General features: G+C 55.0%; 21 protein-coding genes and 1 tRNA gene. 7 read left to right on the plus strand and 15 right to left on the minus strand.

The window, feature by feature from the left end; translation table 11 throughout:
* Nucleotides 1-3: 3 nt before the first annotated feature.
* From aroF to H8K03_09150, 15 genes are all read right to left on the minus strand, one after another.
* Complete coding sequence (gene aroF / locus H8K03_09080; protein UVT22024.1) at nucleotides 4-1,017, minus strand: 3-deoxy-7-phosphoheptulonate synthase; 1,014 nt, start codon at nucleotides 1,015-1,017, stop codon at nucleotides 4-6.
* Nucleotides 1,018-1,034: 17 nt separating this feature from the next.
* Complete coding sequence (locus tag H8K03_09085) at nucleotides 1,035-2,120, minus strand: histidinol-phosphate transaminase (GenBank protein UVT22025.1); 1,086 nt, start codon at nucleotides 2,118-2,120, stop codon at nucleotides 1,035-1,037.
* A gap of 2 nt (nucleotides 2,121-2,122) precedes the next feature.
* On the minus strand, nucleotides 2,123-3,199 hold the full coding sequence (gene pheA / locus H8K03_09090) for a prephenate dehydratase (protein UVT22026.1): 1,077 nt from the start codon (nucleotides 3,197-3,199) through the stop codon (nucleotides 2,123-2,125).
* 150 nt (nucleotides 3,200-3,349) lie between these two features.
* Nucleotides 3,350-4,354 (minus strand): Holliday junction branch migration DNA helicase RuvB, encoded by a 1,005-nt coding sequence (ruvB, locus tag H8K03_09095; GenBank protein UVT22027.1) that lies wholly within the window; start codon nucleotides 4,352-4,354, stop codon nucleotides 3,350-3,352.
* A 10-nt stretch (nucleotides 4,355-4,364) separates the two neighbouring features.
* Nucleotides 4,365-4,862 (minus strand): hypothetical protein, encoded by a 498-nt coding sequence (locus H8K03_09100; GenBank protein UVT22028.1) that lies wholly within the window; start codon nucleotides 4,860-4,862, stop codon nucleotides 4,365-4,367.
* A 1-nt stretch (nucleotide 4,863) separates the two neighbouring features.
* Nucleotides 4,864-5,472 (minus strand): Holliday junction branch migration protein RuvA, encoded by a 609-nt coding sequence (gene ruvA, locus H8K03_09105; GenBank protein UVT22029.1) that lies wholly within the window; start codon nucleotides 5,470-5,472, stop codon nucleotides 4,864-4,866.
* Nucleotides 5,473-5,518: 46 nt separating this feature from the next.
* Nucleotides 5,519-6,277, minus strand: coding sequence for a YebC/PmpR family DNA-binding transcriptional regulator (locus H8K03_09110; GenBank protein UVT22030.1), 759 nt, complete (start codon nucleotides 6,275-6,277; stop codon nucleotides 5,519-5,521).
* A gap of 132 nt (nucleotides 6,278-6,409) precedes the next feature.
* Nucleotides 6,410-7,162, minus strand: a complete 753-nt coding sequence (locus tag H8K03_09115; GenBank protein ID UVT22031.1) for a hypothetical protein — start codon at nucleotides 7,160-7,162, stop codon at nucleotides 6,410-6,412.
* A 92-nt stretch (nucleotides 7,163-7,254) separates the two neighbouring features.
* Complete coding sequence (locus H8K03_09120) at nucleotides 7,255-7,989, minus strand: PCP reductase family protein (protein UVT22032.1); 735 nt, start codon at nucleotides 7,987-7,989, stop codon at nucleotides 7,255-7,257.
* Nucleotides 7,990-8,166: 177 nt separating this feature from the next.
* A complete protein-coding gene (locus H8K03_09125) occupies nucleotides 8,167-10,008 on the minus strand; it encodes an adenylyl-sulfate kinase (GenBank protein UVT22033.1) in 1,842 nt (613 codons plus the stop codon).
* Between the two features lie 2 nt (nucleotides 10,009-10,010).
* Nucleotides 10,011-10,808: a sulfate adenylyltransferase subunit 2 gene (locus H8K03_09130; protein ID UVT22034.1), complete on the minus strand. Its 798-nt coding sequence runs from the start codon at nucleotides 10,806-10,808 to the stop codon at nucleotides 10,011-10,013.
* Between the two features lie 23 nt (nucleotides 10,809-10,831).
* Nucleotides 10,832-11,872: an anthranilate phosphoribosyltransferase gene (trpD, locus tag H8K03_09135; protein ID UVT22035.1), complete on the minus strand. Its 1,041-nt coding sequence runs from the start codon at nucleotides 11,870-11,872 to the stop codon at nucleotides 10,832-10,834.
* 1 nt (nucleotide 11,873) lies between these two features.
* A complete protein-coding gene (locus H8K03_09140; protein UVT22036.1) occupies nucleotides 11,874-12,590 on the minus strand; it encodes a phosphoadenylyl-sulfate reductase in 717 nt (238 codons plus the stop codon).
* Nucleotides 12,591-12,607: 17 nt separating this feature from the next.
* Nucleotides 12,608-15,091 (minus strand): sulfurtransferase TusA family protein, encoded by a 2,484-nt coding sequence (locus H8K03_09145; protein UVT22037.1) that lies wholly within the window; start codon nucleotides 15,089-15,091, stop codon nucleotides 12,608-12,610.
* A gap of 40 nt (nucleotides 15,092-15,131) precedes the next feature.
* Nucleotides 15,132-15,575: an Rrf2 family transcriptional regulator gene (locus H8K03_09150; protein UVT22038.1), complete on the minus strand. Its 444-nt coding sequence runs from the start codon at nucleotides 15,573-15,575 to the stop codon at nucleotides 15,132-15,134.
* A gap of 305 nt (nucleotides 15,576-15,880) precedes the next feature.
* On the opposite strand from H8K03_09150, the gene H8K03_09155 reads away from it, so the two are divergent.
* From H8K03_09155 to rplT, 7 genes are all read left to right on the plus strand, one after another.
* Nucleotides 15,881-16,468 (plus strand): hypothetical protein, encoded by a 588-nt coding sequence (locus H8K03_09155; protein UVT22039.1) that lies wholly within the window; start codon nucleotides 15,881-15,883, stop codon nucleotides 16,466-16,468.
* Nucleotides 16,469-16,540: 72 nt separating this feature from the next.
* A complete protein-coding gene (locus H8K03_09160; protein UVT22040.1) occupies nucleotides 16,541-16,813 on the plus strand; it encodes an HU family DNA-binding protein in 273 nt (90 codons plus the stop codon).
* 129 nt (nucleotides 16,814-16,942) lie between these two features.
* Nucleotides 16,943-17,017: transfer RNA gene (locus H8K03_09165), tRNA-Val, on the plus strand.
* A gap of 77 nt (nucleotides 17,018-17,094) precedes the next feature.
* Nucleotides 17,095-19,020 (plus strand): threonine--tRNA ligase, encoded by a 1,926-nt coding sequence (gene thrS / locus H8K03_09170; protein UVT22426.1) that lies wholly within the window; start codon nucleotides 17,095-17,097, stop codon nucleotides 19,018-19,020.
* Between the two features lie 17 nt (nucleotides 19,021-19,037).
* On the plus strand, nucleotides 19,038-19,547 hold the full coding sequence (gene infC / locus H8K03_09175) for a translation initiation factor IF-3 (protein ID UVT22427.1): 510 nt from the start codon (nucleotides 19,038-19,040) through the stop codon (nucleotides 19,545-19,547).
* A 36-nt stretch (nucleotides 19,548-19,583) separates the two neighbouring features.
* Complete coding sequence (gene rpmI, locus H8K03_09180; GenBank protein ID UVT22428.1) at nucleotides 19,584-19,781, plus strand: 50S ribosomal protein L35; 198 nt, start codon at nucleotides 19,584-19,586, stop codon at nucleotides 19,779-19,781.
* Between the two features lie 50 nt (nucleotides 19,782-19,831).
* Nucleotides 19,832-20,200, plus strand: coding sequence for a 50S ribosomal protein L20 (gene rplT / locus H8K03_09185; protein UVT22041.1), 369 nt, complete (start codon nucleotides 19,832-19,834; stop codon nucleotides 20,198-20,200).
* Nucleotides 20,201-20,228: the final 28 nt, after the last annotated feature.

Here is a 20,228-nt window from a genome sequence, read left to right on the forward strand (position 1 = left end):
TCTCTACAGTTCTCTCCCAACGGCCTTCGCGATATTCCTAAGGTCGCCCATCAGGGCTTTGAACTTTGAGGGCTTAATGGACTCTTCACCGTCACACAGGGCACATTCGGGGTTCGAATGGACTTCGATGAGGAGACCATCGGCACCGGCCGCAACTGCGGCTTTCGACATCGGAGCGACCAGGTCCCACTTTCCGGTGGCATGGCTGGGGTCGACAATGACCGGCAGATGCGAAAGCTCCTTCAACGTGGGAATGGCCGCAAGATCCAGCGTATTGCGATATTGCGTTTCGAATGTGCGAATGCCCCGCTCGCACAGCATAACGTTCTGGTTTCCGCGCGACATGATGTACTCAGCCGACAGGAGAAATTCTTTGATGGTCGCGGACAGGCCTCGTTTCAGGAGCACCGGCTTATCGTACGCGCCGACCTCCTTCAGAAGCTCGAAATTCTGCATGTTCCGAGCGCCGATCTGAATAATGTCCGCCTTCTCAAGAAACAGTTCGATGTCTCTGGTGTCCAGAATCTCACTGACGACCGGCAGTCCGGTTTGCTTTTTTGCTTCGACCAAGTAGTCCAGCCCCTCACGACCCAAACCTTGAAAGGAATACGGCGACGTTCTAGGCTTATAGGCTCCGCCACGAAGAATCGCGGCTCCGGCGGCTTTCACTTCGTGTGCGATGCCCACCGTGAGTTCAAGCCGTTCAACCGCACAGGGCCCGGCCATGATGGCCAGCTTTTTGGCACCGATTTTTACGCCACCGACGTCGATGATCGTCGCTTCCTTCTTAAACTCACGACTGACCAATTTCCAGGGCGCAAGGATCGGCAGGACACTTTCCACGCCAGGAAGCGCCGTTAGAGGCTGATTGTGCAGGATTCGGTCGTCTCCGATCACGCCGATAATCGTGCGTTCCTGACCGGTGGATATTTGCGATTTCAAGCCGAGATCTCTCAGCCGGTCGATAATATGGTCTACTTCACTTTCCGACGCTTCCGGCTTCAACACGATGATCATGATTCCCTCACTATTTCTTACCCTCCCCCATCCAACACTTTTTTGAGTGCTTGAAGGAAGGCCGTATTTTCGTCGGGCTGACCGATGGTGACACGAAGCATCGTTCCGTCTATATGCCGCACAATGATCCCCTCTCGCAGCAACGCTTCGAACACCAGTCTCCCATTCCGCTGTGCATCAAAATAGAGAAAATTCGTCTCGCTCGGGATCGCGGTCACTCCCAGTGCGCGCAACCCGTGTTCCATCTGTTCCATCCCAGCCACGTTGACCGCCCGACTCCTGGCCACATGCTCGTCATCTCCCAATGCGGCCAGTGCGGCTTTTTGCGCAAGACTGTTGGCATTGAACGGAGGCCGCACTCTATTCAGAAAATCGACGATCTCCGACGTGCCGATACCGTACCCAATTCGTAACCCCGCCAGTCCGTATATTTTGGAGAATGTCCTCAATACGATCGCGTTCCGCCCCTGTTTCACGTAGGCCATCGCATCGGGAAATTGAGGATTGCGGACATATTCAAAATACGCTTCGTCGAACACGACAATGACATCTTCCGGCACCCGGGCCATGAATCGATCGACGGCTTCCGCCGATACCATCGTCCCAGTGGGATTATTGGGATTGCAGAGGAAGACCAATCGCGTTTTGGGCGTAATTGCCCGTACCATCGACTCGAGGTCATGTGTCCAATTGACAAGAGGGACGATCACCGGCTTACCATGGACTGCCGTGACTTCCATTTTATAGATCACGAATGTGTGATCGGCCATGACCGCTTCGTCACCGGGTGTCAAGAACGTCCTGGCTAACAGTCCAAGGATCTCGTCCGATCCGTTTCCCAGGATGACTTGTTCTCCCGACACTTTCCAACGATCTGCGATCGCCTGCCTAAGCTGATACGCGCTTCCATCCGGATATCGATGCAGCATATCCTGCGCGCCGCTCAGCGCCGCCAATGCTTTCGGTGAAGGCCCGAGTGCATTCTCGTTGGAGGCAAGCTTTATGACGCGGCTGAGGCCAAGCTCCCGTTGTAGCTCATCGATCGGTTTACCGGGAACGTACGGACTGAGCGAGAGGATATCTGGATGGACCTGTAGTGCCATGGTCAGCTATGGATTGGGTAGGAGCCCAAAATCTTCATGAAGAGGCAACGTCCTTTGACTTCTTCCACTGCTCGATTGACCCGCTCCTCATTGATATGGCCCTCGACATCCACGAAAAAAATGTACTCCCACGCTTTCCGTTGTGATGGGCGAGATTCGATCTTGGTCATGTTGATCCCGTGAGAGGCAAAGGGACGGAGCAAATCATAGAGTGCGCCGACTTTATCCTTGACCGATAACATCAGCGACGTCTTATCTTTCCCTGTCCTTTCTGACGGCTTCTGCGACAGGACCAGAAAACGCGTAAAATTGTTGAGGTTATCTTCGATGCGGGCTCTGATCACCTTCAGCCCGTAGAGTTGGCCGGCCAATTCCGATGCAATGGCAGCCGACGTCGGTTCATCGATGCACAATTCGGCGGCTCGAGCGGTGCTGGCCACTTCAACCGCTGGAACATGTGGAAGATTCGCTTCGAGCCAGTTCCGACATTGCGCAAGGGCATGCGGATGAGAGTAGATTTTCTTCACATCCTCGATAAGCCCGGAATTCGAGAGGAGGTGATGTGAGACTTCCTGAAGAATCTCCCCATAGATCAGCAAGTTGGAATCGATAAACATGTCGAGAGTGTGATTCACCACACCTTCTGTCGTGTTTTCGATCGGCACTACGCCGAAATTGGCTCGACCTCGCTCGACCTCGCTGAACACCTCTTTGATGCTGTGGACAGGCATATACTGGACAGAAGAGCCGAACTTCTGCATACAGGCCATGTGGGTAAACGTTGCCCTCGGCCCCAGATAAGCTACTTTCTGAGGTGCCTCCAACGACAAGGAAGCCGACATGATTTCGCGATACACGGATCGGATGGCGTCGCTGGGAAAAGGGCCTGTATTGAGCTTCGTGAGTCGCTCGATGATCTCAGCCTCTCGGCCGGCGGTATGCAGATTGGCTTCGGCATCTTTTTCTTTCTTGAGTTTTCCGATTTCGATCACACTCTTCGACCGTTCGTTGAGCATCCGAATGATTTCGTCATCGATCCTATCGATTTCTTTACGGTATTCCGACATGTCTCTTGGCATGATGAGCCTAGCCTCGGGCACCGAATTCGGGAGGACTGCCTCATCCCCGTGAGGGAAAGGGGGATCACATAGACAAGTGGAGGATTTTACAGGAACGGCGGAATCTATTGCAAGGACAGCGCTAGAAGACCAGGAGGTCGGAGCCTGCCGTTACATCAGCAAGGGAGACGATCGTTTAAAGTGGTCATACGCCAACCGTGTGACCTGTCGACCACGTCCGGTGCGGTCCAAAAATCCGGCTTGGATCAAATAGGGCTCGTATACGTCTTCGATCGTGCCTTTATCTTCCTGAACCGCTGCTGCCAGGGATTCAACACCCACGGGTCCTCCATTGAACTTCTCGATGATCGTTAGAAGAATCTTGCGGTCCATATCGTCGAATCCGGCTTCATCGATTCCCACCCAGACCAGCCCCTCTTTGGCGACTTGCTCAGTTATATGCCCGCCCGCTTTGATTTGGGCATAGTCTCTGATGCGCTTAATCAGCCGATTCACAATCCGCGGCGTTCCACGAGCCCGTCGCGATATCTCCGCGGCCCCCTCCCGGTCGATTCCGACGCCCAACACTCCGGCAGATCTGGTCACAATGGCCTCCAGCTCGGATGGCCCATAGAATTCCAGCCGATAGACCAATCCGAATCGATCCCGCAATGGGGAGGTCAGGGATCCGGCCCGTGTCGTCGCCCCCACGAGTGTAAATTGTGGGAGATCGAGCTTGACGGTCCTTGTTGCAGGTCCTTGGCCGATGACCAGATCCAGTTGAAAGTCCTCCATGGCCGGGTACAGCGCTTCTTCAACCGATGCGGGCAGACGATGAATTTCATCGATAAAAAGCACGTCATGTTCTTGGAGATTGGTCAGAATCGCTGCCAAGTCTCCGGCATGGGTGAGAACCAGACCTGAGGTCGAACGCAATGCCGCCCCCATTTCTTTGGCGATAATGTGAGCGATGGTCGTTTTGCCGAGGCCTGGCGGTCCGTAGAAAATGGCATGGTCGAGCGCCTCCCGCCGCTGCTTGGCCGCTTCGATACAGATTCGCAGCGACTCCTTCATTTTCTCCTGACCGACGTATTCATTGAGCGTTTGAGGCCGGAGGACATTCTCCAGACCTTGCTCTTCATCTGTGGCATAATTGGTCACGAACCGCTCAGTCATGGCGCAATACTCATTTGTCTTTGTTCTCCTGCATTTGTTGATACTTCGGGGGAGGGGGCAGCGCACCCTGTCCAGGCTTTGCCGTGCTGCCGCAATCCGGGGGACACGTTTTGTAGCCTTGTCCCGGGTCAGGCAAGTTTGTCTCCATCTTCCGCAACTGGCATTGGGTCAGCCGGCCACCATCTTTACTCCCGCATCGCGCAGGAACCGAGGAACTGCCTATTTCAGCATAACCTTCGGGACATCCCCCACACACTCCCAGCATGTTGACCCCAAGCGGCACACACTGTACGAGGGTTGGGTCACCCTCTTTGCAAATTTCCGGTGATTGCGTAACACCGGTCGTCGCATACCCGTCCGGACACGTTCCGCAAGTCATTCTGGTGCTTTTCGGCTCCGCACCCTCCTGCGCGACGCTTATGAGTGGAAACGCGGCGACCAGGGCCGTTCCGATAAACACACTGCACATAAAAAGGTTGGCAGCATTCTTGATCGTGAATGGCATCATCCTACCCCCTTGCAAGCTCCTTGAGGCCTTCGCGAATGAGCTCCTTCAGCGCGAGCGAACCGGTCGTCGCCTTCATTACGCGCTTCAAGGCTTCTCTGACATCCTGAGCACGATAGCCCAAGTTTATCAGAGCGGAGAAAGCATCCTCATAAGGCCCATCCACCGGGGGGACCTCAGCATCGGTGGTTCGGGGGCGTGCACCGTTGATCTTGTCAGCCTTGTCCTTCAGTTCCAGCGCAATGCGGCCTGCTGATTTCTTCCCAATGCCTGGAACAGTGGCAAGCTTTTCGACATCCTCGGTCTGGATGGCACGAACCAGATCGGTGACCGATAAGCTCGACAGGACACTGAGGGCGAGTTTTGGACCTATGCCCGATACGCTGGTCAGTAGCAAAAACGATTCCTTTTCACCTTGCGAGAGGAAGCCGAACAACTGAATCGCATCTTCCCGGAGATGCGTATGAATATTCAGCGCGGTCACTTCGTCGAGATTCGGGAGCGCGTAATAGGTGCTGAGTGGGATATGGACTTCATACCCAACCCCATGCACATCAAGCGTGAGGTGAGTAGGTGCTTTGAATGCCAACCGCCCCGTGAGAAAGGCGATCATGTCGTCTCGTTATCCGAGGACCGGAACGTTGGGAGTTGATGAACGGTTAGCCCGCCGCGGTTGCGGCAACTTTTTCCATGACCTCATCCGGAATATCGAAGTTGGCATGGACTTTCTGAACATCATCGTGTTCGTCTAAGACTTCCATCAATTTCAGCATTTGTTCGGCAGGTTTTTCTTCCAGCCTGATGGTATTCTGGGGAACATAGGTGATTTCCGCAAGCGTCGTGTCGACCTTGCCGTCCGCCAGCGCCTTCTTCACGGCCTCAAAGTCGTGAGGATCGGTGAACACCTCATAACTCTTCTCACCGACCTTCACGTCTTCCGCCCCGGCGTCGAGCGCCAACGAGAGAAGGGTATCCTCATCGACTTTCCCCTTCTCAATCGAGATAAGCCCCTTCTTGTGAAACTGCCAAGCGACGGCACCAGCCTCGGCCATATTGCCATGATTCTTCGTCAGTAGGCTTCGAATCTCCGCCACTGTCCGGTTCCGGTTGTCGCTGGTGATCTCCAGAAGAACTGCCGTCCCTCCGGGGCCATACCCTTCTAAAGAAAACTCCTCATAGGATACCCCAGGCAATTCCCCTGTCCCTCGCTGGACAGCTTTCTTCATTGTGTCGCCAGGCATGTTGGCTTCCTTCGCCTTCGCGATAGCCAGACGCAGCCGGGGATTGCCATCAGGATCCCCTCCGGACCGAGCCGCAATAGTGAGCTCCCGGATGATTCGCGTGAAGATCTTACCGCGCTTCGCGTCCTGGGCTCCTTTGTGCCGTTTAATCGTTGCCCAGTGACTATGTCCACCCATGTGTTCCCTCCTCTACCCGGCCTCACGCTCTAGGCGGTTAGAGATGTGTAATAAGGCTATGCAGCCTACGAGGGGGTAGACGTAACACAGGCCTCAGAAAGGTGTCAATTCCGGAAGCTCACCGGAGGTCTTTTACTCGAAATATAGGAGAAGCTGAATACCGATTAAGATCACAAATCCCGCCCAGGCCAATTCCCACTTTTTCCCAGGATGGCTTGATGCTCCAGATGTCCACGAGACCACTGCAGTGGATACGGCAGCACCAACACCCAGACTTCCTAGAAGAGTATGGTGAAGCGCGATCATCGAATTGGCAGGGTGATCTCCGTGCGAGTGAACAAAGAGAAGCAGTGCGCCGGTCAGGCCGAAGAATACCAATGGAGCCGCCCAGGCCGGGTGGCGAGCCCAACCGACTCGGCGAAGCGTCTCGCTTACTGCAGCGGTGGCGGCAAATACCCCATAGAATTTATGCTGGAGAATTTCCGGATCTTGTCCGGAGAATGTCTGAATAAAACTCAGGGACCCGATCGGCCAAGCCTCATGATCACTCCATACCAAGAGGAACCCCCCAATCACAGCAAGCGCACCCGGCAGAACGAAGCGGGACCACAGCGGTATCGGATACCGCAGCGCGTGGCCAAATTCAGCCAGTCCGAAGAGTAATACGAACAGTCCGGCGAAGCGATGATTGAACTCCGAATAGGCGACGCCTTGGGCTGAGCCCTCCCAATCATCATTCCCATGTGCATCGTGAGGAGTATGCGTCGCACCTGTTCCACGAGAGACATCGGGGTGAGCAAGCTGTAGGGCATACCCGTCGAGAAACCGGGTAAGCGGAAGGACGAACAGAACAAACAGAGAGAGCGCGAAAATCCACCGCTTCATACGAGAGCCGCTGTACGGAGAACGTAGATAGTGGAAAGGCCCATCCAGACGGCCGGATGGGCCTTTACGTTGTCCGCTATGAATACATGCTCTTACATGAATTTCATGAACTTGTCTTTCGCCTCGTCCATCACTTGAGCGGTGATGGTCGACACCCCACGTTCCTTTGCCAGACGTTCGATCTCTTTTCGGGCCATAGGTCGGATAAAGTCCGGAATGTTTTCGAGCCGCTGTTCGGCCTCCCGTGACCACGTCATGCCGTTGGGAGAATCACTCTTCGAGTCGTCCATGACTTGGAGCGTGATGGTCTTGAACCCGTGCTTGCGCGCGTACGTCTCGACACTGCCTTGGACCATTGGTTTGACAAAGGCAGGCAGCCGATCAAGTTTTTCCTTGGCATCGGGTGTCCAGGTGAACTCGGAAGATTCGGCGTTGGTGCCGTTCTCGGGCTTACCGCCGGCTGTCAGGCCCATCTCAGCTACCATTGCCGAGAACGGACAGCCACTCGCTTTCTCAGGAGCTTTCGCCGGTGACGCTGCTGTCGTGGACACAGCCGGCGCACTCTGAGTTTGCTTGGTTGCGGTGGGAGCCGCTTGACCGTTTCCCGCTAAAGCGCGTAAACCTTCCATAGAGGCCGCCGGCTCTGCCCGCGCTCCCAGTTTCAACCCCAAGGCATTCATCATGTTCGTTTCGCCGGCATTGGTCACCATCGAAAACTTCGCGTTACAAGACGGACAGGCGAAAAAGACTCCGAGCGAGCCTTCCTCTGGTTTTTCAACCTTTTCGAGCCCCATATAGGTTTCGCAGTTGATGCATACAAATTTCATATAGACTCCTGTTCCAGCGATCCGCGAAAACTTGCTTCAAGGCTACGCTATCACACGGATTTTCGGTGAGTCAAACTACTGAGAGGCGCGGGAGGAAGGCAGGCAATTCCAAATTCTGGACTGATAAGACTAGGAGGCTGCCGCAGTATCTCAGGGGGCTCGCGCGGATAGTCGAATCTAGATCGAATACTGGAAGATCGGTTTCGCCCCGATGGCTTGAGCGAGAACACCCCGACGCTTCAGTTCTTCGAGGATGCGAGCAGTCGCTGCGTCGAAATCCGTGGGGCCGCTGAGGACCACATCGGTATTCGGCGGGGGCTCCTCTTCGGACCTGCTCATGTGAACGGCGATGACCGGCGCGGGATGGACAAGGGTCCTGATCGCCTGTGCGGCTTCTCGAAAGGCAAGGCCAAAGGGGTTCGTGGTGGAGACGATGATGAGGCCGGTGTCGGTGAGGAGTCGCGCCACTTCGCCATAGCGCCGAGCCATTTCCGTCGTTTGTCCCCGCTCTTCTTCACTCAAATCCGCGTCAAGCCCACGGCGAAGATTTTCCCCATCCAACAAGTACGCGTGACGCCCATCCGCCACGAGACGGCCTTCGAGCTTTCTGGCCAGGAATGATTTGCCGGTATGCCTCCCCCCGGTGATCAGAACCACCGCCGCTCGATGACCATACTGTTGCGCACGATCCTCAACCGTCACTTCGCCTTTGACCCAGGCGAAGTCGCGGCGTCTGGCTTCTTCGCGGAGGAACTCCTGATCGTCGTGGACCAGTTCGGTGATGATTCCGCCGCCGGCAATATCGTATTCGTCGACCAGGACGAAACGTCCGGTCGCTTCGAACGACGCGGACAGATCGAACGCGACCGGAGCTTTTGTGCGCAAGGTCAGTTCTGCCACTTGGTTCTTGTTGATCGTACTGCTGCCCTGTTGCTGGGCCAGATCCATCGTGTTGATAATCCGATGAATCGAGGCTACTTCGCAGTCCACTTCCTTGGTCGCCACTCGCAAGAGATATTTGCGGCCCTTTTCCAACGGCCGCTTGCCGAGCCAGAACAGATTGGCACGAAACGCAGTCGACACTAGGGGCAAGTGTGCCTGAAGTGAGGCAACCTCTCCCCGCTCCACGAAGATCTGTTCGTCGAGCGTCACCCCGATGGACTGTCCTGCCTGCCCTTCGGTCGGTTGCGGCTCAATATTGAAGGCTTCCACCGTCCGGATCGTGGCCCGCTTATTGGACGGCGAGAAGATGAGGTGATCGCCGACCTTCAGGCGTCCAGAGACAATGCGGCCGGTGATGATCCGGCGGGCGTCGAATTTATACACATCCTGCACCGGCAATCGGAGAGGCTGTTCCGAACGAGCGGCTTCTTTCTGGAACGCGCTGAGCGTTTCCAAAACGGTGGGTCCGCTGTACCATGACATCTGCCCGCTACGATTGGCGATGTTGTCGCCGAGCTTGGCGCTTACAGGAATGAACTGCGACGGCACGGCTTTGAACTGTCCCAGGAATTCCCGATATTCCTTCTCGATTCCCTCAAACACGTCCTGCCGGTACCCGACCAGATCCATCTTGTTGACGACCACAGCAAACTGCCTGACGCCCAGGAGCGACAGCAGGTAGCCGTGCTTCTTCGACTGTTCTTTGACTCCTTCCAACGCATCGATGAGCAACAGCGCGGCTTCTGCGCGTGCCGCCCCGGAAATCATGTTCTTGAGGAATTCTTTGTGCCCCGGGGCGTCGATGATGATGTACTGCCGGCCCTTCCACATAAAAAAGGTGCGGGCTGTGTCGATCGTGATTCCCTGCTCCTGCTCTTCGAGGAAGGCATCGAAGAGGAACGCGTATTCGAATTCCTTCCCCTGCTGGCGACAGATGGCCTGGACCTTCTCCAGCTTGCCGTCGGGGAGTGAGCCGGTATCGGCGTAGAGTCGGCCCAGCAAGGTAGACTTGCCATGATCCACATGGCCGACGATCACAATATTGAGATTTTCGGATGGTTTGGTCGTCTCGTTCATGGTCACATGTACCCATCTTTGCGCAGCAACTCCATCCCTCGACCTTCGTCCTGCGCCCGGCCCGATCGCTCAGCCACCGTGGTATGTCGGAGCTCTTCGATGATGTCGTCCACGTTCTTGGCGGTCGATTTGATCGGCGTGGTACAGGGTGCGCAGCCCAGGCTGCGATACCGCGTCCCGTCTCCCTTATCAAGATACAAGTCGATGAACGGAATATTTTCGAGTTTGATGTACTCCCAGATGTTGATCTCGGTCCAATCGAGGAGCGGATGGATCCGAATATGTGTGCCAGGCGGAAATGTCGTTTTGTATTGATCCCAGAGCTCCGGCGGTTGATCCCGAAAATCCCAGTCTCCGTGTTTATCACGCGGAGAGAAATAGCGCTCCTTCGCCCGTGTCCCCTCTTCATCGGCACGGACACCGAGGATCACGCCGGTGTACCCCTTGTTCTCCAGGAGTTGTTTGAGGCCGTTTGTCTTCAACGCGGTGCAACAGACCACTCGGCCCATCGTATGGTTCATGCCCGCCGCCAAGGCTTCCTTGTTTTGACCGACGACCAAATCCAGCCGCCATTCTCGGGCGAGCCGGTCACGGTACTCGATCATCGCCGGAATCTTATAGCTCGTGTCGACATGGAGGAGCGGAAAGGGCACATGCCCAAAGAATGCCTTGCGGGCAAGCCACAGCAGCACGGTTGAATCCTTGCCCATCGACCAGAGCATGGCAAGATTGTTGAAATGCTTATAGGCTTCCCGAAGGATATAGACGCTTTGATCTTCCAGTTGCCGAAGGTGCTTCATGACTTGTCCTTCTGTCTCTTGTCCTACGCTGCCACCGGCTCTTGCACTAAGTCTTCGAGCTTGCGTGCCGCCGCGCCTCCCTCAATGGCGGCGCGAACCGCCGGGAAACAAGCCGAAAGCGATTCCCCTTTACCCGACGCGTAGAGCAACATCGCCGCATTCATGAGCACCCACTCTCTCGGTCCACCCGGCACCTGGTTCCGAAGAATGCGCCGCAGCAGATCGGCCTCTTTGTGCCGCTGATCAGGAGGAAATCCCGCCATCTCCCGCGACGAGGCGAACGCCAATCCAAAGTCCTTCGCGGCTACGCCGAGCGGGGTGATGCGCTCGTTTCGCAATTCCAGGACTCTCGTGACCATCGATGCGGATAATTCCGGATCACCCTCGACACCGCGGATCACCAACGCTCTTCGACACCCGAGCATACGCAAGGCTTCAGCGGTCTTTTCGAAATGCGGCGGGTGCGACAATCCGACGACTTGAACCGCCGCGCGGGCCGGATTCAGCAGCCTGGCGATTGGATGAAAGATGTTTCTGACTCCGAGTTCCTGACGCATCTCTAGAAATCTGAAGATGGGCGGGTGGTACAGCCCGATATCTAGGTAGGCGAATCCTTTTCTGTTCACATCTTCCGTCACCGTCTTGGGATCGGCATCGACCGGAATCCCCAAGGCTCTCAACACACCTGCACTGCCGGGTCGACCGGGAATACCGTCATACCCGTGCATGATGACTGATGCTCCAGCCGCAACGGCAATGATGGATGCAGCAACAATCGCGTGAAATGTGTCCTGTTTCCCGGCATAGGTCGGCACGTCAACGAGTGCCAAGTCTTTTGAGACAGCAAGGGGGAGCACATAGTGCCTGGCCGCGGCCGTCAAGGCCGCTAATTCCGTGACGGACTCCATCTTGAAACGCATGGCGATGAGAAAGGCCCCAACTTGTGCCGGGGTCGCCTCTCCCTCGATCAACGCCTTCATCGCCTGCTTACACTCATCCCAGGTGAGGTCCTTGGAAACTTTTGGACCCTTTGCAATCTTGGTAAGGAGATCTTGAAACGGCATGTTATGACTTGTGCAGGCCGCACTCGGTTTTTGTAAAGTTTTTCCAACGGCCAGCCCGCGGATCGTCGCCAGGCGCTACAGGAGCGGTGCAGTAGGTGCAACCGATGCTGGGATAGTTCTGATCATGCAGCGGGTTGTATGGGATTTCGTAGACCTTGATGTAGGTCCAGACGTCCGCCCAGGTCCATCGAGCCAACGGGTTGATTTTGACCAACTCGAATTTCTGATCCCACTCGATTAAGCCGGCATCCGTTCGGGACGGCGCCTGGTCCCGCCTGATTCCGGTTATCCATGCCTCATACCCTTGTAGCACACGGGCCAGTGGTTCGACCTTGCGCAACCGGCAGCACTGGTCAGGGTCTCGTGTCCACAGCGCGTCACCGTAGCTCTCCGCTTGTTGTTGTGGAGTCAGCAACGACTTCACCTGGATAACCTGCGCGGATTGAAGTCCGTATCGCTCGATCACGCGATCCCGTGTGGCATAGGTTTCGGGAAACAAGAAATCGGTATCGAGGTAGAACAACGGCACCGAGGGATCGATGCGGTGCACCATATCGACCAGGATCACATCTTCCGCTCCAAAGCTGCAGGCGAGAATAATTTTCTGCGCATATCGTTCGATAGCAGCCGCCAGCACGTCTTGGGGCTGCTTCGTCTCGAAAGTCGTACCCCAGGTTTGGAGTTCCGCAATGAATTCGGAATGCCCATTCCCAACCATAAGGAAATCAGACCCCTTTATCCTTCGACCTTCTCGACCAGGATCCGATAATGCGACGCTTCCGGTTCCAGCGCCTCTTGGATCAGCACCTTATGCCCCTCATTCTTGAGGCTCATTGGTACGTTCTTGATCGGCTCACCCGCATCGAGCCACACTTCAAGCTTCTCACCTGCGTCCATCATTTCAAGCTTGAGCTTGGTCTTCACAAAGTTCATCGGACAGGCGACGCCACGTAGATCGTACACCGGAGCGCCGGTTGGAATTGGAACAGCCGGTTTGGTCTCAGTCGGTGCCGGCAAGACCGGAGGTTTCTCTTCCTTCGCAGCCGACAACTTGAGATCCTTTCCCATTTGATCCGTCGCCGCGCGACAAGCATCGACGAACGTCTTGGCGAACGCCATTTTTTCACGCGCCGATTCAGCCGATGTCTCCTTCGGACCTAGATCACCGACCTTCTTGTTGAGGTCTCGATAGATGGACGGCACGACTCCCTTTTGGGCAATCCTACTGTCGAATTCACTGAATGTCTCGGAGTCCGTCGATGGCTCCAGGCCTTCGGTCACCAGGAGAGCCTTGGCTGCTGCCAATACTGCCCTGTAGGACTTGTTCACAGACACGGAATATTGATGCTTCTCAACCAGCAGTTTCCCTTGATAGAGTTCCTGGTCGGCTTCTAGGATGCCGTTTTCGATCATCTCAAGTGCACCGCCGGCACATTCACCGGGGCCGAGATCTTCAAGGATAAATTCTTCTTCCCCTTCCCAGTCGTAATAGAACGTGGGGTCTTCCTGATAGGACGGCACGATGGTGTAGGGAATCAACTCGTCCTTCAGTTTGCTCTTCCCCGCTCGGGTGATGAACTTGGGCAAACTCTCGTTCGGTTGTCGATCGCGCCGGTACACATCGATGAGATGAGAGATGGCCGCCGGGACTGCCTTCGCGGGCAACTTCACGGTCATTTGACCGATCTTGGCGGTGCCGTTTACCGAGCCACCGAGATGCAATTCATAGTGCGGCGCGACGTGATCGCCGAGTCGCTTTCCGACTCCATGCAGCCCGATCGTCGAAATGTGATGCTGCGCGCAGGAGTTATGGCATCCGCTGATCTTCACGCTCACATCCTGGAGGTCTTCCGGAACACGGCCGGCTGGAAACACCTCAGCCAGAGCTCGTGCGAGGCCTTTCGATGATGTGATACCCAAACCGCAGGTATCGGTTCCGGGACAGGCAATAATGTCTTCCACCAGTTCAGCGCCGGGATCCGCCAGGCCGCGGGAGGCCAGATCGTCGTAGAGATGTGAGGTCAGATCTGCGGGAACCCATCGGATCACCAGATTCTGGTTGATAGTGGTGCGCAGATTGCCGTTCGAATACCGTTCGGCCAGATCTGCGACGAATACCATCTGTTCGGCCGTGATATCTCCCATGAACAATTTGATGGCCGCCGTGACATACCCATCCTGTTTCTGTTTCACAACGTTGGTTCGTTTCCACATCTCAAAGGGCGTCTCGCGGTCGATCGAGTGGGCCCCATTGCCATTTCCGTTTCCATTGGCCGTGCCGTTGCGGCTCGGCATGATGAGAGGCGGAGGTTCATCCGGATGCTGAAGTAGGGTCAACGGCTCGTTCCTGGGAAGCGCATATCCCATCGCGACGTAGGCGGCCTCCCAACGTCTTTTGAATTCTTCAAAGCCCAGTTTGTCGATCACGAACTTCATACGGGCTTTGTTTCGATTTTTTCGATTGCCGAGGGTATCGAAGACTTTAATGATGGCTTCGATGCTGGGAATCAGCTCCTCCATTGGAGTAAATTCTCGGAGAAGTTGGGCGACCCGCGGAGCAGAGCCTAAGCCCCCGCCGGCTACCATCCGAAATCCGATCACCCCGTCCGCTCGTCTGACCGCGAGTAACCCGATATCGTGAATGGGCGTGAGGGCGCAATCGTGCTTGCAACCGGAAAAGGCGATCTTAAACTTGCGAGGCAAGCTTTGATTCAAGGGATTGCGCAGCAAGTGATAGGCCACGGTCTTCGCGTACGGAGTGACATCGAACACTTCGCCTTGGCATACACCGGCCAGATGGCAAGCCGTGACGTTCCTCACGGTATTGGCGCAGGCTTCCCTGGTGGTCAGCCCGACTTCGGCCAATCCTCGCATGATGGTTGGCACATCCTTCAGTTCCACGAAATGCATCTGAATGTCTTGTCTCGTCGTCACATGACCGACTCCGGTGGCATAGCGATCGGCGAGTTCCGCCACCCGACGGAGCTGATTCGCGGTAATGCCGCCAAAGGGAATTTTAATGCGTACCATCTGCACGCCAGGTTGACGCTGGCCATAAATACCGTATTGGAGACGAAAGGGCTTAAACAGATCTGTGGAGACGTCTCCGGCCAATGTCCGTAGCGCTTCAGCCTCGAATGTTTCGATTTCCTCCCGGATCGCAGACGGGATCGGATTCGTCACAATCGTAGGGATGCTGAGGGATTCAACCTGGTTCATCTTTATCTCCTTGCCTCATCAGAAAGCAGCCTTCGCATCATCAGATGTGGTACATGGGGTTACGTTGAGCGTCAATCGTCCGTTGACGCGTCGCCAATTGCTCGATCGTGATGCCCTCAAGGACTTTCCGTTCCGCTTGTTGCACTTGATCCCAAACATCGCCGAGCAGAAGTTCGGGCTTTGCCGCATGCCGATCGCGTGTTCGCAGACCAACACTTGATCGCTGGAAGACTGGCCCCTCCAACGCTTCGAAGATATCCGCAATCGACATGGCCGCTGGCTCATGCGTCAGGAGATACCCCCCTTGAGCGCCTCGGTGGCTTTCTACTAAGCCAGCATTCTTCAGCGTATGGAGGACCTGCTCAAGAAAGCGGACCGGAATCCCTTGCCGTCTCGCGATGGTTCGCGCTTGAATGGGAGATTCTTTCGCATTGATCGCAAGGTCAACTGCAGCCATAATTCCATACGTTGCACGTTTCGACACGTTCATTCTTCATTATTCCGGTAGGAATTCTGCAATGATCTATACCTGCTCACGGCACAGTCTGTCAAGATCGACGCCGACGCATACGTAGTTCCAATGCACCTCTTCCCGAGTATTCAGGCTGTATAATTTGTCGTCAAAACCTATTCCCCGTACAAAACCAGAAATCATTCCACGGATCGTCCGTTTTATACCGGCAAAGGCATGAGGGAAGCTGCTTGGCAGGCAGCCATGCCCCGTAAAATCAGATTGACATCGTGTACGCCCTACGCAATAATCCGCCCTCTTCTTCGCGTGGTGCCTTCATGCCAGTGCCGTCATCCGGATATACTATTCTTTTGCTTACGACCGATGCGGCTGTACAGGCACAGGTCAGACAGATATTCAAGGATGCTTCCATTTCCGTCGCTCGGGACATCACAACGCTTCAGAAGGAAGTGTCACGGCATCAGTTCGATGTGGTCGTCGTGGAGTCGCGAAGCGGACAAGAGCCGGCGAGCGCGCTTCAGGATCACCTTGACGCATCTCACACACTTTTTATCCATGGCTCGCGTGCTGTCCTGCGAAAGACGCTGAAAATGGTCCAGCTGATGAATTCACCGAGCAGTCTGCATCAGAGCAAACCTCGCGATGGGTCCCTGGAGAGTTACTTGGAGGTGAAAATGGCGGAATTCGTGAAAGGGATGCGGAATGGATCGGCCAGAAATCTTCATCCGATCCTGATTTCTGCCGTGGAACGCCCACTCATTACTTCGGCGCTCCGGGAAACGCGAGGTAATCAGATACAAGCAGCTGAACTGTTGGGACTCAACCGCAATACGTTGCGAAAAAAGATCGTTGAGCTGCATATCCCCCTGAAACAGACGAAAATGAAAACGAATCGGAATGCTTGAACAGATGTGTCAGCGAAGTGCCGCTGGAATCACGTTCCATATTTCTCTCAACACTCATTAAGGAGGGACACCATGACAAAGGAAGAGCTGATCGCCAAGATGGCCGCTTCGGCGGGAATCACCAAAGTTGCGGCGGGAACTGCCCTTCAAGCTTTTACCGGAGCGGTCACTTCCTCGCTGAAAAAGGGGCAGCGCGTCTCCCTTGTCAATTTTGGCACCTTTACGATCTCAAAGCGGAAAGCTCGAATGGGAAGAAACCCACGAACCGGCGAATCACTCCGAATTCCAGCGGCGAAGGTCCCGAAGTTTTCAGCCGGGAAAGAGCTTCGTTCTGCCGTGAAGTAATCATCGTCGACCGACGGTTGCCCTACGGTTGAAAGAGAGAAGGTAGCGTTCTCCTTCTGGAATGCTACCTTCTCTTTCGTTTTCTTGACACTGTAAGCGAGGCTATATTAGCATGCCTCCTTTGTTGATAGGCGCGTAGCTCAGGGGGAGAGCGCTACCTTGACACGGTAGAGGTCGACGGTTCAAGACCGTCCGCGCCTACCATTCAAGCCGAGGCACTGCCTCTAGGAGGCGCGGTGCCTTTGTTGTTTCTTATGCCGGCGATCAGTTCCATAAAGATTATGAAGATTGCGGTTAAAGACGGTCCAAGCGGAGACGTTCAGACCGGAAAGACGGTGGGAGCCGCCCTTTCTGCGCTGGGGATCGCAGGTCAGGATGTCCTTGCGGCCAAAGTGGATGGGGCCGTCGTTGATCTGTCACGGCCCCTCTCAGACAGTTCAACAGTTGAACCGATCCGATTCGACAGTGTAGACGGTCGGGAAGTTTACCGCCATAGCAGCACCCACATCATGGCTCAGGCAGTGAAGGAACTCTTCCCTTCTGCACAGTTGACCATCGGTCCGGCGCTGGAAGACAGTTTTTACTATGACTTTGCCTTTGACCGTCCCTTTACCCCGGAAGATCTGGAGAAAATAGAGGCTCGCGCTGCCGAGATTATTCAGCGTAATCTCACCATTACGAGGCGAGAGTTTACAAAGCAGGAAGCGATTGACTTCTTCAGAGCTCGTGGAGAGCTCTACAAGGTGGAGATTATTCAAGGTTTTCCCGATGGAGAGCCCATTACCGCGTACACACAGGGCGATTTCGTGGATCTCTGCCGCGGCCCCCATCTCCCTACGACCGGTTTCGTCGGAACCATCAAGTTACTCAATACAGCCGGGGCATATTGGCGCGGTGATGAACGCAATCCGATGTTACAGCGGATCTACGGAACGTCCTTCCCGACGAAAGCTGAAGTAGATGCCTACCTTGCCAGATTGGAAGAGATCAAGCGACGCGATCACAGAAAAGTGGGGAAAGAACTGGATTTGATCAGCATTCAGGATGAAATCGGGCCTGGCTTGGTACTCTGGCATCCCAAAGGCGCGGCGGTCCGCCTGTTGATTGAAAACTTCTGGCGAGAACAGCATATTCGTGATGGCTACAACCTGGTGTATTCGCCGCATACCGCACGCCTGGATCTCTGGAAAACGAGCGGGCACCTCGACTACTACCGAGAGAATATGTTTCCGGCGATGAAGTTGGAAGGCAGCGAGTACCAGTTGAAGCCGATGAATTGCCCGTACCATATCATGATCTACCAATCGCATTTGCGCAGCTATCGGGAGCTTCCGATTCGCTACGGAGAATTGGGTACCGTGTACCGCTATGAACGGACCGGCGTCCTGCACGGGCTCATGCGGGTGCGAGGATTCACACAGGATGATGCCCATATTTTCTGCCGTCCGGATCAGATGGAAAGTGAAGTCAGCCGGGTGCTGGATTTTACTTTTTTCGTATTGCAGACGTTCGGGTTCAATGAGTTTGAAGTATTCCTGTCCACGAGGCCTAAGGAGTCGGTGGGCGGCGATGAACATTGGACACTAGCCACCAGCGCCCTGGAAGCAGCATTGAAGAGCCGCAACATCTCCTTTCACCTTGATCCGGGAGGCGGGGCATTTTACGGCCCCAAGATCGACATTAAGATCAAAGACGCACTGGGTCGCTCATGGCAATGCTCTACCGTCCAGGTGGACTTCAACAATCCGGAGCGGTTTGATTTGAGTTACATCGGAGGCGATGGGAAAGCCCATCGCCCGATCATGATCCATCGGGCCTTGATGGGATCTATCGAGCGTTTCTTTGGTATTTTGATCGAACATTATGGAGGCGCGTTTCCAACCTGGTTGGCTCCGGTGCAGGCAATGGTCATGAATATCACCGATGATCAGCAGGACTACGTCGCGGCCGTGGTTGCGCAATTGAAGACCGCCGGATTCCGTGCCGAAACGGACCTCCGGAATGAAAAGATCGGGTTCAAGATCCGTGAGGCAGAGAAAGCGAAAGTCCCCTTTATGTTGGTCGCGGGAAAGCGTGAAGTGGAAAATGGCACACTGTCGGTGCGCGGCCGAAGTGGAGCCAACTTAGGAACTATGACAGTGGCTGAGGTAGTGGATCTTTTACGAACCGAGACCCAACATACCCAGCGGGAACTTCAACATACATAATAAGAAAGAGGTGGCCTATCGTCCCCAAATTACGCGTGAATCGTGAGATACGAGTCCGGGAAGTTCGTGTAATCGGCCCGGGTGGAGAGCAACTGGGCATTCTTCCGACGCCGGACGCTTTTCGCCAGGCTCAAGAAAATGGCTATGACTTGGTTGAAGTCGCTCCCACCTCCGTTCCCCCAGTCTGTAGGATTATGGACTATGGGAAGTACAAGTATGAGTTGAGTAAAAAGGAGCATCAGAGCCGGCGTCATCAAAAGTCCACCCAAGTGAAGGAAATCAAGCTGCGCCCACGGACCGATAAGCATGACCTCGAAATCAAGGTCCGGCAGATGAAAGTCTTTCTGGAAGAGGGCAATAAGACCAAGGTGACCCTCACCTATCGCGGGCGAGAAATGGCCAATCAAGAAATGGGTCGTGCCGTGATGAATTCGGTGATCGAACAATTGGCCCAAGCCGGCACAATCGAGTATGCCCCCCGTATGGAGGGACGAAGCTTGATCATGATTGTGGCTCCGAAGAACTGATGGGCAATGCAGTAGCTGATCAACCAAAGGAATCTTCTGATGAAAGTCAAAACACACAAGGGAACCAGTAAGCGATTCGCCAAGACCGGGAGCGGAAAAATCGTCCGCCGCAAGGCCGGCAAGCGCCATTTGCTGACACATAAACGGCATGACCATAAGCGCCGCTTGAGTGGAACCGCGGTCGTCGACCCGACGGTCGCCACGTCATTGCGCCGGCTACTACCTTACGAATAGGACGATCACTGCGTATTACGAATCTCAGGACTCAAAAGGAGTAATGAATCATGCCTCGCGCAAAGGGCGGACCAAAAACCAGGCAACGGCGGAAGAAGCGGATCAAGTTGGCGTCAGGTCAGTATGGCGGGAAGAGCCGCTTGTTTCGCTCCGCGACAGAAAGTGTAGATAAAGGACTGACCTACGCGTACACCGGCCGCAAGAATCGCAAGCGGGACTTCCGGCAATTGTGGATCGCCCGCATCAGCGCGGCAGTTCGAGCGCAAGGGATCAGCTATGGGCGGTTCATCAACGCTCTTAAAAAGGCCAATGTCATGCTGGATCGCAAGGTCCTCTCGGACATGGCAATCAAAGACGCCGCAGGGTTTACGCAGCTTGTTGGCCTCGCCAAGCAACAGCTGGCGCCTGCTACAACATAAGCCCCTCGCCAATCGAGGAGTTTTCCCA

Origin of the sequence: Nitrospira sp. (genome assembly GCA_024760545.1) — a bacterium.
GTDB lineage: Bacteria > Nitrospirota > Nitrospiria > Nitrospirales > Nitrospiraceae > Nitrospira_D.

What these genes read in the sequence shown, in the direction of transcription:
- aroF (UVT22024.1), bottom strand. Translation starts at nt 1,017, where the DNA reads ATGATCATCGTGTTGAAGCCGGAAGCGTCGGAAAGTGAAGTAGACCAT.
- H8K03_09085 (UVT22025.1), bottom strand. Translation starts at nt 2,120, where the DNA reads ATGGCACTACAGGTCCATCCAGATATCCTCTCGCTCAGTCCGTACGTT.
- pheA (UVT22026.1), bottom strand. Translation starts at nt 3,199, where the DNA reads ATGCCAAGAGACATGTCGGAATACCGTAAAGAAATCGATAGGATCGAT.
- ruvB (UVT22027.1), bottom strand. Translation starts at nt 4,354, where the DNA reads ATGACTGAGCGGTTCGTGACCAATTATGCCACAGATGAAGAGCAAGGT.
- H8K03_09100 (UVT22028.1), bottom strand. Translation starts at nt 4,862, where the DNA reads ATGATGCCATTCACGATCAAGAATGCTGCCAACCTTTTTATGTGCAGT.
- ruvA (UVT22029.1), bottom strand. Translation starts at nt 5,472, where the DNA reads ATGATCGCCTTTCTCACGGGGCGGTTGGCATTCAAAGCACCTACTCAC.
- H8K03_09110 (UVT22030.1), bottom strand. Translation starts at nt 6,277, where the DNA reads ATGGGTGGACATAGTCACTGGGCAACGATTAAACGGCACAAAGGAGCC.
- H8K03_09115 (UVT22031.1), bottom strand. Translation starts at nt 7,162, where the DNA reads ATGAAGCGGTGGATTTTCGCGCTCTCTCTGTTTGTTCTGTTCGTCCTT.
- H8K03_09120 (UVT22032.1), bottom strand. Translation starts at nt 7,989, where the DNA reads ATGAAATTTGTATGCATCAACTGCGAAACCTATATGGGGCTCGAAAAG.
- H8K03_09125 (UVT22033.1), bottom strand. Translation starts at nt 10,008, where the DNA reads ATGAACGAGACGACCAAACCATCCGAAAATCTCAATATTGTGATCGTC.
- H8K03_09130 (UVT22034.1), bottom strand. Translation starts at nt 10,808, where the DNA reads ATGAAGCACCTTCGGCAACTGGAAGATCAAAGCGTCTATATCCTTCGG.
- trpD (UVT22035.1), bottom strand. Translation starts at nt 11,872, where the DNA reads ATGCCGTTTCAAGATCTCCTTACCAAGATTGCAAAGGGTCCAAAAGTT.
- H8K03_09140 (UVT22036.1), bottom strand. Translation starts at nt 12,590, where the DNA reads ATGGTTGGGAATGGGCATTCCGAATTCATTGCGGAACTCCAAACCTGG.
- H8K03_09145 (UVT22037.1), bottom strand. Translation starts at nt 15,091, where the DNA reads ATGAACCAGGTTGAATCCCTCAGCATCCCTACGATTGTGACGAATCCG.
- H8K03_09155 (UVT22039.1), top strand. Translation starts at nt 15,881, where the DNA reads ATGCCAGTGCCGTCATCCGGATATACTATTCTTTTGCTTACGACCGAT.
- H8K03_09160 (UVT22040.1), top strand. Translation starts at nt 16,541, where the DNA reads ATGACAAAGGAAGAGCTGATCGCCAAGATGGCCGCTTCGGCGGGAATC.
- thrS (UVT22426.1), top strand. Translation starts at nt 17,095, where the DNA reads ATGAAGATTGCGGTTAAAGACGGTCCAAGCGGAGACGTTCAGACCGGA.
- rplT (UVT22041.1), top strand. Translation starts at nt 19,832, where the DNA reads ATGCCTCGCGCAAAGGGCGGACCAAAAACCAGGCAACGGCGGAAGAAG.